Source organism: Sphingomonas populi, assembly GCF_004208535.1.
GTDB lineage: Bacteria > Pseudomonadota > Alphaproteobacteria > Sphingomonadales > Sphingomonadaceae > Sphingomonas > Sphingomonas populi.
On sequence record NZ_SGIS01000033.1, the window covers coordinates 45,713 to 57,930 of the forward strand.

The following is a 12,218-nucleotide window of genomic DNA, read 5'->3' on the forward strand; positions in this document are numbered from 1 at the left end:
CCCTGGCTGGCGATCATCAGAACTTCACCTGCACTTGGCCGCCGAAGGTGCGCGGTTCGTTGAAGAAGCCATTCACGCCGCTGGTCGGGCTGAGCGATTTGTAGAACATGTGCTGTTCGTCAAACAGGTTGCGCACCCAGAAGGACAGCGAGACCTTCGCGCCGGTATCGGCCATTTCGATATCGGCGAGCGCGATGTTGCCGTTGAACACGGTGGCTTTCTCGCCCTTGGGCTGCGGCACGTTGCCCGCCGCGCCGACGCCCAGATACACCGGATCGTTGGCGTTGGCGTAGAAACCGGAGTCAAAATTGCCGTCGAGATGCGCGCGCACCGTGAAGCCATCGAGCGGCAGTTCGTAATCGGCCGATACGCTGCCCGAATGCTCGGGGGTGTAGGTCTGGTAGATCGGCACCGCGATCGTGCTGATCGCGCCTGCCGCATTCGGATACGGGTTCACCGTCGCCGGGATGCGGACATAATTATAGGCATAGGAGCCGGTCAGCGTCAGCCCGCGCACGGGCAGCAGCGTGAGTTCGGCCTCGACGCCGTGCAGGCCGCCCGTACCCGGTGCGTTGATCGTTGAGGTGGTGGTGCGGTTGGTGCGGACGCCGCCGGTCTCATACGGGCGGCTGAAATCGACCTGGATATCCTTGTAGCTGCCGGCATAGGCGGCCACGTTGAAGCGCGCGTGGCGATCGAGGAACTCGGTCTTCGCGCCGATCTCGAACATTGAGACGGTCTCGGGGTTGAACGGGTCATAATTCTGCGAGCGCGAGTTGGCGCCGCCCGATTTATAGCCGGTGCTCCACTTGCCGTACACCATCACGCCGTGCGCGACATCGACGGCGACGTTGACCATCGGATCGATCCGCGACCAGCTATGGTCGAGGTGGATCGCGCCCGACACGCCGTTGCGATCCACCGGCGGCAGATTGTTCACGGTCAGCAGCTTGCCGTGCTTGATGTCGCGGGTCCAGCGTAGGCCACCGGTGATATGGATCGCATCGTCGAGCAGTGGCGGCGTGTACGTGCCCTGGCCGAACACGCCCATGCTGGTGGTCTGGACATAGCTGGCGCGGTCAACCGATTGCTGGGTATAGTCGAGGAACTTCGGGCCGGTCAGAAGCGCATAGGCGCTGCCGTCCGCGTTGGTGAAGGTGTTGGTGTTGAACGCCTGCGCATTGTCCTGAACGTGCTCCTGATAATACAGCGCGCCCACCACGTATTTGAAGCTCGGCAGATCGCCGACCGCCTGCACTTCCTGGCTGAACTGGTTCTGGCGGAACTGCGCGAGGCTGTAGCGGGCGAAGCCGATGTTTGTGAAATTGCCGGTCGGGTTCGTCGCGGAGAGCGCCACCGACATCGTCGTCGCGGCCGAGCCGTTGTCATACTGGCTCTGCGTCAGTTCGCGGTATGCGGTGATCGACTTGAGCAACAGGCTCGGCGCGATCTTGTATTCCAGCGTGAGGCGGTGGCCGCTGACGTCGCCGACGCTCGGCTGCTCGGGCACGCCAACGTTGGCGACGCTGGCGCGCTTGGACTGGACGGTGCCGAGCACCGCCTGCTTGTTGGTGCCGGGCGCGACCAGTTGCAGGTACAACGACGTCGATGCGTCGCGTGAAACATCATACGAATAGTCCGCGCTGAAATCGCTGGTCGGCTGCCACAGCGCTTCGACATGCGCGCCCTGTTTGTCGTAGAAATTGAAGCCATAGGCGCCCTGCAGCGGGTTCTTCACCAGCGGACCGCGATGCGCGGTGACGCCATCGAGCTTGATGCTGATGTTGTTGAACTCGGGCAGATCGACGTGCAACTCGCCCTTGTAGCTGCCGTAATTGCCGACGCCGCCGATCGCGTTGACGTGGAACTCGCCGCTCGGCTTCTTGGTGGTGATGTTGACCGCGCCGCCTTCGGTGTTGCGGCCGAACAACGTGCCCTGCGGACCCTTCAGCACCTCGATGCTGTTGATGTCGAACAACGCGGTGCCGAGGCCCTGCGCGCGGCCCATATAGACGCCGTCGACATAGACGCCGACGCCCTGGTCGCGTGCTGGCTGGTTGCCGTCGGACAGCACGCCGACGCCACGGATGTTCACGATCAGCGCCGAGTTGCGCGAATAGAAAGGCGCAACCTTGAGCGACGGAATCGCACCGTCGCCGAGATCGACCAGCGACACGACATGGCGGTCCTGCAACCCTTCCGCGCTGATGACGGAGATCGAGATCGGCGTCTTCTGGAGGCTTTCCGGGCGCTTCTGCGCGGTGACGACGATATCGGTGAGGCCCTGCGTGTCGCTCGCATCGGCGGGTGCGGGCGCGGCGGGTGCCGGCTCTTCGGCGAAGGCCGGCGTGGCGGCGAGGCTCAGGCAGAGTGCGGTCGCGGCCAGCAGGCGGCGCGACGATGACAACGAGTACGGCAACATGGATCAGTCCCCCAGATCAGTTCGGGGCGCTGTGGGTGTGATGTATTTCGCCGCCGTGACGTTTCTGTCACGGTTTTAATATTGTGTCGCAGTGCAGCAATATCGCCGCCGGTTCGCGCCTGCCTTCAGCGCGGCGCGGCAAGCCTATCGCCACGCCGCCAATTTCGGCTATCGCTTTGGTGGCCGCGGCGACGCTGGTGGCTGATGTCTGGGGGAAGGCGTGATGAGACCGTGTGTTCGGATTGCCGCTCTTGCAGCTTTGTCGGCGCTCACCTGCGCGGGCAACGCGCAACAGCCCGCACCCGCAACCGGCACCCCGGCACCGGGCCAGCCGCTCGCCACGATCGTCGCCGAACCGGCCGCGATGATGATCGCCGCGTGCGACGCGAACGGCGACGCGATCGTCAGCCGCGCGGAACTCACGGCCTGCGTGGCGCACAGCTTCGCGAGCGCGGACACCGGCCACAAGGGATCGATCGGCTATATCGATTATGGCGATTGGGCGCGGACATGGCTGGGCGACGCCAACGCGCTGCCCAGTCCGTTCGAAGTCGATAGCGATGGCGACAACCGCATCACGCCCGCTGAATTGCAGGCGCGGTTCGCCGCGATCTTCACCCGGCTCGACCGCGACCATGATGGTAACCTCACCCGCGCCGAGCTGCTGACGATCCGCAGCGGCGTCGGCAGCGGCGACCGCCCGCCCGGCAAGCGCGGCAAGACGCGCGGCGGGCCGGAGGCACCGTGACCCAGATGCTCGACCCGACCGGCCCACGGCCTGCGCGCTATGCACTCGCGATCTTCGATTTCGACGGCACGCTCGCCGACAGCGGCGACTGGTTCCTGTCGATCGCCGACGAACTCGCCGATCGCTTCAAGTTCCGCCGCGTCGCGCCCGGCGAGGTCGAATCGCTGCGCGGCCGCACCACGCGCGAGGTGATCCGCCACCTTGGCATTCCGCGCTGGAAGCTGCCGGCGATGGGCCGCTACGTCCATGCCCGGCTGGCCGAGCAGATCGACCGGATCGCACTGTTCGACGGCGTTAAAGACGTGATCCACACGCTCGCCGACGCAGGCGTGCGGATCGCGGTCGTCACCTCCAATTCGGAACACAACGCCCGCGCCGTGCTGGGGTCGCTCGCCAACCGCATCGAGATGTTCGAATGCGGCGCGTCGCTGTTCGGCAAGGCGCCGCGCTACCGCAAGGTGCTGCGCCGGATGCGGATCGCGCGCGAGGCGACGCTGTCGATCGGCGACGAAACCCGCGACATCGCCGCCGCGCGCAAAGTCGGCATCGCGGCGGGCGCGGTGCTGTGGGGCTATGCCAACCGCGAGGTGCTGCTGCGCTGCGAACCCGACATGGTGTTCGAACGCCCGTGCGAAGTGCTTGACGAGTTCTTCGGCGTCCACGCGAATAGTTGACTCCGTCAAGTTTTACGGCAGGATCGCGGCATGGACGAGACCTTGCTCGCGCTGCGCGCCTTCAACCGCTTCCACACTCAGTTCGTCGTCGGCCTAGACGCGCACTATCTCGGCACGCCGCTGTCGCTGACCGAGGCGCGGCTGCTCTACGAGATCGGCACGCGCGGCGAAGCGCTCGCGGTCGAGTTGCAAAACTTCCTCGCGCTCGATCCCGGCTATGCGAGTCGCTTGCTGCGCCGTTTCGCGGCGGAAGGCTGGATCGTGCGGGGGCGGGGCAGCGACGCGCGCCAGCGCCCGGTCGCGCTGAGCGACGCAGGGCAGGCGCTGCTCGCCGATCTCGACACGCGCCAGCGCGCGGTGCTGGAGACTCGCCTCAAGCCGCTCGGAGGCGCCGACCGGCGCGCGCTGGTCGGCGCGCTCGACACCGCGCGCGGCCTGCTCTCCGGCGAAGCGCGCGCGGGTTACACGATCCGCACGCACCGCCCCGGCGACATGGGCATGGTCACCGCGCGTCAGGCGATCCTTTACGCCGAACAGTTCGGCTGGGGCGCGCCGATGGAAGCGCTGCTCGGCGAGGTGACGGCAGCGTTCCTGCGCAGCTTCGATCCGGCCCGCGAACGCTGCTGGATCGCCGAATGCGGCGGCACGATCGCGGGCTCGATCTTCGCGACCGATGGGGGCGGGGGCGTCGCCAAGCTGCGCCTGCTCTATGTCGAACCGCACGCACGCGGCCTCGGCATCGCCAACGATCTCGTCAGCCGCTGCATCGCCTTCGCGCGCGAGACCGGCTATACACGGATGACGCTGTGGACGCACACGATCCTAGACAGCGCGCGCCGCATCTACGCCGCGCACGGCTTCCGCATCACAGCGACCGCGACCCACACCGATTTCGGCGAACCCGTTGAAGGCGAGACGTGGGAACTGGCGCTATAGCCGCGCCGTCGCCATCCTTCAGATGACCTCTACGCAAGTCCTCAAAGGCGCATTCTTTCCGGTTTTCCCGCGAAAGCGGGAATCCAGAGCCAAGCAAAACACCGATCCACGGCTCTTGGGACTCTCAGGACTCCCGCGTGCGCGGGAGAACAAGAAGGTCTTTGCGCAGGTTTAGCCTTCGCTGAGGCAAGGAACGAAACGCCCGCCCTTACTTCGGATTGGCCTCCAGCCACGCGATCACCTTGTCCGGCGCGCTCTCGCCATACGGATCTTCGTCCAGCCCGTCGTCGTTGATGCCCGGCTCCTCGAACCAGCCGACGATCTCACGGTCATCGACCACCATCGCGTAACGCCAGCTCCGCTCGCCGAAGCCGAGATGGTCCTTGCGGATCAGCATGCCCATCCGCCGCGTGAAATCGCCCGAGCCGTCGGGCAGCAGCTTCACCTTCTCCACGCCGAGGTGGCGGCCCCATTGGTACATCACGAACGCGTCGTTGACCGAGATGCAATAGACCTCGTCCACGCCATGCGCCTTCAACGCATCGTAATCGCGCTCGAACGCCGGGCATTGCTCGGTCGAGCAGGTCGGGGTGAACGCGCCCGGCAGGCTGAACACCACCAGCCGCTTGCCCGCGAACAATTCGCCGGTGGCGACATCCTGCCAGCGGAACGGGTTGGGGCCGCCGACGCTCTCGTCGCGCACGCGCGTCTTCAGCGTGACGTCGGGAATAGTCCGTCCAAGCATCGATATCTCCTTCAGGCCAGCATCGCATCGACCCATTCGGGCACCAGCTTACTCGCCGGGCCGAGCCGTGTCGCGGCGAAATAGGCACTCCCGGCCGAAGCTTCCAGATTGAGTTCGAGCGTATCAGCGCCGTAGGCGGTGGCGCCCCGCACGAACCCCGCCGCCGGATAGACCGCGCCCGAGGTGCCGATCGACACGAACAGGTCGGCGCTCGCCAGCGCCTGTTCGATCCGCTCCATCTGGTACGGCATCTCGCCGAAAAAGACGATGTCTGGCCGGAGCGCGGGCGCATCGCAGTTCGGGCAAGGCTCGCCCGGCGGCAGGTCGTCGCTCCACTCGGTCCGTACCCCGCACAACGCGCACAGCGCCGACCGCAGCTCGCCGTGCATATGCAGCATCCGGGTCGCCCCGGCGCGCTCGTGCAGATCATCGACATTCTGCGTGACGATCAACAGGTCGCCCAGCCATTCGGCATCGAGCCGCGCCAGCGCGACATGCGCGGCATTGGGCACGACCGTCGCAAGCGCCGCCCGCCGCGCATCGTAGAAGCGGTGGACCAGTTCGGGATCATGCGCGAGCGCCTCGGGGGTACAGACATCCTCGACGCGGTGCCCCTCCCACAATCCACCCGGCCCGCGAAACGTGGCAAGCCCGCTCTCGGCGGAAACGCCGGCGCCGGTGAGGATGACGATGTTGCGCATGTCGGACATGGCGCGCACGATAGCCCGCCTGCGCACCGCAAGGCGAGGGGGCTCGCCGGAAAAGCGCATTGCCCCTGTCCCCGTCGCGCGCTTTCTGTCATGCGCGCCGCGACACCAGACAAGCGGGATTCGGGCATGACGGCGATCGGCATCTTGGGAAGTGCTGGCAAGATGGGCCAGGCCATCGCGGCGGCGGTGCCCGATCTCGGCGGCACCATCGCCGGCGGTATCGACGCCGGCGCCGATCGCGCCGCGCTCGCCGCATTGGCCGAGCGCGCCGACGTGCTGGTCGATTTCTCCTCACCCTCCGCGCTCGCCGCCAATCTCGCCGCCGCGCGCACCGCCGGTACGCCGATCCTGATCGGCACGACCGGCCTCAGCGCCGCGCATCACGCCTTCGTCAAGGAAGCCGCCAGCGAGATCGCGGTACTCCAGACCGGCAACGTCTCGCTCGGCGTCACCTTGCTCGCCAAGCTGGTGCGCGAGGCGGCCGGACGGCTCGGCAGCGATTGGGACATCGAGATCGTCGAGATGCATCACCGCCATAAAGTCGATGCGCCTTCCGGCACCGCGCTGCTGCTCGCCGAGGCGGCGGCGGCGGGGCGTGGGATTGCTTTGTCCGACGCCAAGGTGACCGACCGCGCCGGGCTGACCGGGGCGCGCTCCGAGGGGACGATCGGCATGGCGTCTTTACGCGGCGGCTCGGTCGCGGGCGATCACATGGTCGTGTTCGCGGGCGAGGGCGAGCGCGTCGAGATCGGCCACCGCGCCGAAAACCGCGCGATCTTCGCGCGCGGCGCGGTGACGGCGGCGCTGTGGCTCGCGGGCAAGCCCGCCGGCAGCTACACGATGGCGGAAGTGTTGGGAGTCTGAGGATTGGGCGTTTGAAGAAGTCCGACGTCATCGAGTTCTACGCGCGACTCGCCGCCGACAATCCGCACCCCGAAACCGAACTCAAAGCGGGCAATCCGTTTCAGCTCGTCGTCGCGGTGGCGCTGTCCGCACAGGCAACCGATATCGGCGTCAACAAGGCGACGCGCGCGCTGTTCGAGGAGGTGAAGACCCCCGAACAGATGGTCGCGCTCGGCGAAGCGGGGCTGAAGCAGCACATCAAGACGATCGGGCTGTTCAACACCAAGGCCAAGAACGTGATCGCGCTGTCGGAGAAGCTGATCGCCGATTTCGGCGGCGAAGTCCCCGCCGACCGTGACGCGCTGGAAACATTGCCCGGCGTCGGCCGCAAGACCGCCAATGTGGTGATGAACGTCGCGTTCGGCGCAGAGACCTTCGCGGTCGACACGCACATCTTCCGCGTCGGCAACCGCACCGGCCTCGCGCGCGGCAAGACCCCGCTCGCGGTGGAACTCAAGCTCGACAAGGCGACGCCCGCGCCGTTCCGCCTCCACGCGCACCACTGGCTGATCCTGCACGGCCGCTACGTCTGCAAGGCGCGAAAGCCCGAATGCTGGCGCTGCATCGTCGCCGATCTGTGCGCCTACAAACCCAAGACGCCCGCACCGCCCTCACGCGCGAACGCCGCCTGACAAAACGACTGGCGCAAGCGCCCGCGCTTTGCTACGCGCTTGCCCCCAGGCACCCGTAGCTCAGCTGGATAGAGCGCTGCCCTCCGAAGGCAGAGGCCACTGGTTCGAATCCAGTCGGGTGCACCATCTTTTCAATCACTTAGCAGAATGCCGCGATGGCCGTACGGAAAATGTACGGAAAACATAGTTGGACGAAATGCAATTAAACGAGCCTGCGCTGGAGGTGATTCGTCGGGCGCATCTCACGCGCGGTTTGCCCCCGCCCACAAATCGGATACGAACTCGCGGGTGGAATCATTCCACCGTATAATTTGATGTAACAACGAAATATGCTCGGCCTCGATCATTTAGCCCTCACTTTTCTCACACTTCGCGTGAGATGCGAATCCTGGCTCTTGAGAGCTGGAATCGGCGTGGCCGAACTTGCCTCTGATCTAATAAGAGAATCTCCCATACGCGCTTTGTGCAGGTGCAGCATAAACGCGTTGGCGTGGTCGGCGACGATGTTGGATGGCTGATGGGCGACTTTGGGAGTGTGCATGATTGTGTACGGAAGCGAGCGTTTGCTTGAGTGGGCATCACGGTGGCATATCGACGAGCGCGCGCGGATGGTGACGCAGGCATGAAAATTGCGGTTTTTGGTCTTGGCTATGTCGGTCTTTCCAACGCGGTGCTGCTCGCGCAGCACAACGTGGTAGCAGCGGTTGATATCTCAGTCGATCGTGTCGAGATGCTCAATGCTCGCAAGTCGCCAATCGTCGATGCGGAGTTGAAGGCGTTTCTCGCCACGAAGCCGCTCGATCTTACTGCGACGCTCGATGCCAACGAGGCGCTTGCCGGTGCTGACTACGTTATTGTCGCCACGCCGACCAATTATGATGTAGAGACCAACAAGTTCGACACCTCTTCGGTTGAGGCCGTGATCCGCACCGCGATCGCGGCGAATCCCGATGCGACGATCGTGATCAAATCGACGATCCCCGTTGGCTTCGTTAACGACGTGCGAGCGCGCTTCAACACCTCCCAAGTGATCTTTAGCCCGGAGTTTCTGCGCGAGGGCAGTGCGCTTCACGACAATCTCCATCCCTCGCGTATCATCGTCGGTGAGCGTTCCGAGCGGGCGAGGGTGTTCGCCGACCTGCTGCTTCAAGGCGCTGAGAAGAAGGACGTCGAAATCCTCTTCACCGATGCGAATGAGGCCGAAGCAATCAAGCTGTTCGCTAACACCTATCTCGCAATGCGCGTCGCTTTCTTCAATGAACTCGACAGCTACGCGATCGCTGGTGGCATGGATACGCGGCAGATCATCGACGGCATCGGTCTCGATCCGCGCATCGGCGGGCATTACAACAATCCCAGCTTTGGCTACGGCGGATATTGCTTGCCAAAGGACACCAAACAGCTTCTGGCCAATTATTCGGAAGTGCCGCAAAATCTGATTCGCGCGATTGTCGATGCCAACCGCACGCGCAAGGATTTCCTGGCGGATCAGATCATGGCGAGGAAGCCCGCCAAGGTCGGTGTGTTTCGTCTCGTTATGAAGGCGGGGTCGGACAATTTTCGCCAGTCGTCGATCCAGGGCATCATGAAGCGGATCAAGGCGAAGGGGATTGAACTCGTCATTTATGAGCCGGCGATGCACGAAACAGAATTTTTCGGCTCGAAGGTCATCAGCGATCTCGATACTTTCAAGCAGGAATGCGACGTCATCATCGCCAATCGCATAACAGCTGAGATTTTGGATGTACGGGAGAAGATTTTCACACGCGATCTGTTCGGTTCGGACTGAAGGTACGAACCAACGGCTTCGAGGAGGGGGACTGTCGGGCGGCGGCATGCCGCATGACCTGCCCCCCGAAAGGTCCCTCATTCTGATGTAGAGTCTGTCCACGAGAAGGAGCAGGCATATGAGGAAGAGCCGTTTTACCGAGGCGCAGATCATCGGGATGATCAAGGAGCAGGAGTCCGGGCTGCCAACGGTCGAGATTTGCCGGAAGCACGGATTGAGCACGGCGACGTTTTACAAGCTGAAGGGCAAGTACGGTGGGATGGAAGTGTCCGATGCCCGCCGGCTCCGCCAGCTTGAGGACGAGAATGGCAAGCTCAAGCGGTTGCTGGCCGACAGTATGCTCGACAATGTGATCCTCAAGGATTTGTTGGGAAAAGTCTGACGACACCGGGTTTGCGGCGAGACGCGGTGCTCAAGGTGCTGGAAGGCTATGCCATCTCCCAGCGCCGGGCCTGCGTCCTAATCGGTGTCGATCCCAAAACGGTCCGGCGCGAACGCCCGCCGGACCATGGAGCCATCCGCGAAGCCATGCGGGAGATCGTAAGCGCTAAGACACCCACACGGGGGCCTCATGCGGCTTTGGCGATCTCGGGATCTGCGGCGGCGATGCGGCTGTCGACCCAGTTATAGGGCAGCAGGTCATCGATCGGATCTTCATCGTTGCGGAGCACGATAATGGCGAGCACATAGGCGAGGCGAGCACTAGGCCGCTGCCGTCCCAGACCAGCAGTTTGATCCGGTTCGCCCGCTTCGAGCGGAACACCCATGCGACGCCCGAGAAGGGTTTGCTGGCCAACTCGTGCTCGACCAGTGCGGCAAGACCGATCGCACCCTTGCGGAAGTCGACGGGCTTCGTCGCGACCATCACCTTCAACGGCCCAGGTGGGATGATCACGACAGCATTCGCGCCGCCAGGAACACGCGCTCGATATGATCGGCACTCACGCTCGCCGGGATGCAGATCGTCAGATTGCGGATTCCGGGGTGATCGCGCCCGGCATTCCGAGATGATGTCGCCCGGCATTCCGATTTGATGCCGCCCATCATTCCGGAATGATGCCGCCCACCCGGTGCGGTGTTTGGAAGGTCAGTTTCGGTCGTCGAGGATCGCTCCTTTTGGGGAGGTCCGATGCCGACGGAGAGACTGAGCATGCGTCGTGTACGCGAGATATTGAGGCTGATCCGTGACGCGGACATGCCGGCCCGCGCGGTTGCCCGCCAGCTTGGCGTGGCGGCCTCGACGGTGCGGGAGACGGTGCGTCGGTTCGAGGCGTCCGGCATGGAATGGCCGCTGCCAACGGCGCTGAACGATACGGCGCTGGAGAGCCGTCTATATGGTCCGGCGGGGTCGCAGGGTCATCGACGGCGCGCGGAGCCTGACTGGGCGGCGGTGAACCGTGAGCTCAAGCGCAAGCACGTTACGCTGCAGGTGCTTTGGGACGAGTATATCGAGCTTCATCCGGACGGCTATCGCTACAGCCGGTTCTGCGAACTGTATCGCGGCTGGGAAGCCCGGCTGCCGGTGACGATGCGGCAGAACCACGTCGGCGGCGACCGGCTGTTCGTCGATTACGCCGGCGACACGGTGCCGGTGGTGGTGGACCGGCTGACCGGGGAAATCCGCGATGCGCACATCTTCGTGGCGGTGATGGCGGCATCGAGCTTGTCGTTCGCGTTCGCCACGTGGAGCGAGACGCTGCAGGACTGGAGCGACGCGCACGTGCGGGCGTTCGCGTTCTTCGGCGGTGCCGCTCGCCTGCTGGTGCCTGACAACGCCAAAGTCGCGGTGATCAAGGCGTGCCTGTACGATCCGCAGGTCAACCGCAGCTATGCCGAGCTCGCTGCGCATTACGACACCGCCGTGCTGCCGGCGCGGCCGTATCGCCCGCGCGATAAAGCAAAGGTCGAGGCCTGCGTCGGCATCGTCGAGCGGTGGTTGCTGGGGCGGCTTCGCAACCGGGTCTGGTATGGGCTGGGCGAACTCAATGCCGCGATCGTCGACCTGCTCGCGCGCCTCAATGACGAGCGTGTGTTGCGCCGGTTCGGGCGGACGCGCCGCCAGCTGTTCGAAGAGATCGACGCGCCACACCTGAAGCCGCTGCCGGCGAGGGCCTATGTTCTGGCGCAGTGGCGCCGTGCCCGGGTCGGGCTCGATTATCATGTCGAGGTCGAGAAGCACTTCTACTCGGTGCCCTATCGCCACGCCCGCGCGGCGGTCGAGGTGCGGCTGACGGCGCGAACCATCGAGATCTTCGCTGCCGGCGAACGGATCGCGGCGCACATGCGCGGCTCCGGCAATGGCCGCCACACCACGATCAACGATCACATGCCCTCAAGCCACCGGCGCTACGCCGACTGGACGATCGAGCGGATCGTCGCGGAGGCGGCGGGACTTGGCCCTTCGGTGAAACTGCTGTGCGAGATGATCCTCCAGGATCGCCCGCATCCCGAGCAGGGGTATCGGTCGTGCCTGGGAATCTTGCGGCTGGCGCGAGCTTATGGCGCTGCGCGCCTGGATGCTGCGGCGCTGCGTATCGCGCGACAATCAGGATCGGAGCTTGCGTCAATCAGGATCGGAATCCGTGACCGCGTTGTTGCTAGTGTGTTCCGCCTGATTGTCGCTGGCAAGCGTTATGTTGGAAGTTGATTGTCGCGGCGC

General features: G+C 64.5%; 11 protein-coding genes, 1 tRNA gene and 1 pseudogene. 9 read left to right on the forward strand and 4 right to left on the reverse strand.

Annotated features, from left to right (window positions below):
- Positions 1-16: 16 nt before the first annotated feature.
- Positions 17-2,422: a TonB-dependent receptor gene (locus EWE75_RS18290; RefSeq protein ID WP_130159546.1), complete on the reverse strand. Its 2,406-nt coding sequence runs from the start codon at positions 2,420-2,422 to the stop codon at positions 17-19.
- Positions 2,423-2,645: 223 nt separating this feature from the next.
- On the opposite strand from EWE75_RS18290, the gene EWE75_RS18295 reads away from it, so the two are divergent.
- The 3 genes from EWE75_RS18295 to EWE75_RS18305 are packed head-to-tail and all read left to right on the forward strand — an operon-like array spanning position 2,646 to position 4,780.
- A complete protein-coding gene (locus EWE75_RS18295) occupies positions 2,646-3,170 on the forward strand; it encodes an EF-hand domain-containing protein (protein WP_130159547.1) in 525 nt (174 codons plus the stop codon).
- A gap of 5 nt (positions 3,171-3,175) precedes the next feature.
- The gene (locus EWE75_RS18300; RefSeq protein WP_130159558.1) at positions 3,176-3,844 is read left to right on the forward strand and encodes an HAD hydrolase-like protein; all 669 of its coding nucleotides are present in this window, start codon (positions 3,176-3,178) and stop codon (positions 3,842-3,844) included.
- Between the two features lie 30 nt (positions 3,845-3,874).
- Positions 3,875-4,780, forward strand: coding sequence for a bifunctional helix-turn-helix transcriptional regulator/GNAT family N-acetyltransferase (locus EWE75_RS18305; protein ID WP_130159548.1), 906 nt, complete (start codon positions 3,875-3,877; stop codon positions 4,778-4,780).
- A 208-nt stretch (positions 4,781-4,988) separates the two neighbouring features.
- On the opposite strand, the gene EWE75_RS18310 is transcribed toward EWE75_RS18305, so the two are convergent.
- Positions 4,989-5,525, reverse strand: coding sequence for a peroxiredoxin (locus EWE75_RS18310; protein WP_130159549.1), 537 nt, complete (start codon positions 5,523-5,525; stop codon positions 4,989-4,991).
- A gap of 11 nt (positions 5,526-5,536) precedes the next feature.
- Positions 5,537-6,235 (reverse strand): NAD-dependent deacylase, encoded by a 699-nt coding sequence (locus tag EWE75_RS18315; protein ID WP_130159559.1) that lies wholly within the window; start codon positions 6,233-6,235, stop codon positions 5,537-5,539.
- A gap of 126 nt (positions 6,236-6,361) precedes the next feature.
- Between EWE75_RS18315 and dapB the strand changes: the two genes are divergently transcribed.
- From dapB to EWE75_RS18340, 5 genes and pseudogenes are all read left to right on the forward strand, one after another.
- The gene (dapB, locus tag EWE75_RS18320) at positions 6,362-7,099 is read left to right on the forward strand and encodes a 4-hydroxy-tetrahydrodipicolinate reductase (RefSeq protein ID WP_130159550.1); all 738 of its coding nucleotides are present in this window, start codon (positions 6,362-6,364) and stop codon (positions 7,097-7,099) included.
- Between the two features lie 11 nt (positions 7,100-7,110).
- A complete protein-coding gene (gene nth / locus EWE75_RS18325; RefSeq protein WP_130159551.1) occupies positions 7,111-7,770 on the forward strand; it encodes an endonuclease III in 660 nt (219 codons plus the stop codon).
- Positions 7,771-7,819: 49 nt separating this feature from the next.
- Positions 7,820-7,896, forward strand: a tRNA-Arg gene (locus EWE75_RS18330).
- A gap of 496 nt (positions 7,897-8,392) precedes the next feature.
- Positions 8,393-9,559, forward strand: a complete 1,167-nt coding sequence (locus EWE75_RS18335) for a nucleotide sugar dehydrogenase (RefSeq protein ID WP_130159560.1) — start codon at positions 8,393-8,395, stop codon at positions 9,557-9,559.
- Between the two features lie 118 nt (positions 9,560-9,677).
- Positions 9,678-10,111 (forward strand): annotated as a pseudogene (locus EWE75_RS18340) (transposase); the annotation flags it as partial.
- Here the strand turns inward: EWE75_RS18340 and tnpB are convergent.
- Positions 10,107-10,583 (reverse strand): IS66 family insertion sequence element accessory protein TnpB, encoded by a 477-nt coding sequence (gene tnpB / locus EWE75_RS26295; RefSeq protein ID WP_130159552.1) that lies wholly within the window; start codon positions 10,581-10,583, stop codon positions 10,107-10,109. The pseudogene EWE75_RS18340 and the gene tnpB overlap by 5 nt on opposite strands.
- 126 nt (positions 10,584-10,709) lie before the next feature.
- Between tnpB and istA the strand changes: the two genes are divergently transcribed.
- Positions 10,710-12,206, forward strand: a complete 1,497-nt coding sequence (gene istA, locus EWE75_RS18350; RefSeq protein WP_165388442.1) for an IS21 family transposase — start codon at positions 10,710-10,712, stop codon at positions 12,204-12,206.
- The last annotated feature ends 12 nt before the right edge of the window (positions 12,207-12,218 follow it).

Coding starts and splice junctions, on each gene's coding strand:
- EWE75_RS18290 (WP_130159546.1), bottom strand. CDS start 2,422: ATGTTGCCGTACTCGTTGTCATCGTCGCGCCGCCTGCTGGCCGCGACC.
- EWE75_RS18295 (WP_130159547.1), top strand. CDS start 2,646: ATGAGACCGTGTGTTCGGATTGCCGCTCTTGCAGCTTTGTCGGCGCTC.
- EWE75_RS18300 (WP_130159558.1), top strand. CDS start 3,176: ATGCTCGACCCGACCGGCCCACGGCCTGCGCGCTATGCACTCGCGATC.
- EWE75_RS18305 (WP_130159548.1), top strand. CDS start 3,875: ATGGACGAGACCTTGCTCGCGCTGCGCGCCTTCAACCGCTTCCACACT.
- EWE75_RS18310 (WP_130159549.1), bottom strand. CDS start 5,525: ATGCTTGGACGGACTATTCCCGACGTCACGCTGAAGACGCGCGTGCGC.
- EWE75_RS18315 (WP_130159559.1), bottom strand. CDS start 6,235: ATGTCCGACATGCGCAACATCGTCATCCTCACCGGCGCCGGCGTTTCC.
- dapB (WP_130159550.1), top strand. CDS start 6,362: ATGACGGCGATCGGCATCTTGGGAAGTGCTGGCAAGATGGGCCAGGCC.
- EWE75_RS18335 (WP_130159560.1), top strand. CDS start 8,393: ATGAAAATTGCGGTTTTTGGTCTTGGCTATGTCGGTCTTTCCAACGCG.
- tnpB (WP_130159552.1), bottom strand. CDS start 10,583: ATGCCGGGCGACATCATCTCGGAATGCCGGGCGCGATCACCCCGGAAT.
- istA (WP_165388442.1), top strand. CDS start 10,710: ATGCGTCGTGTACGCGAGATATTGAGGCTGATCCGTGACGCGGACATG.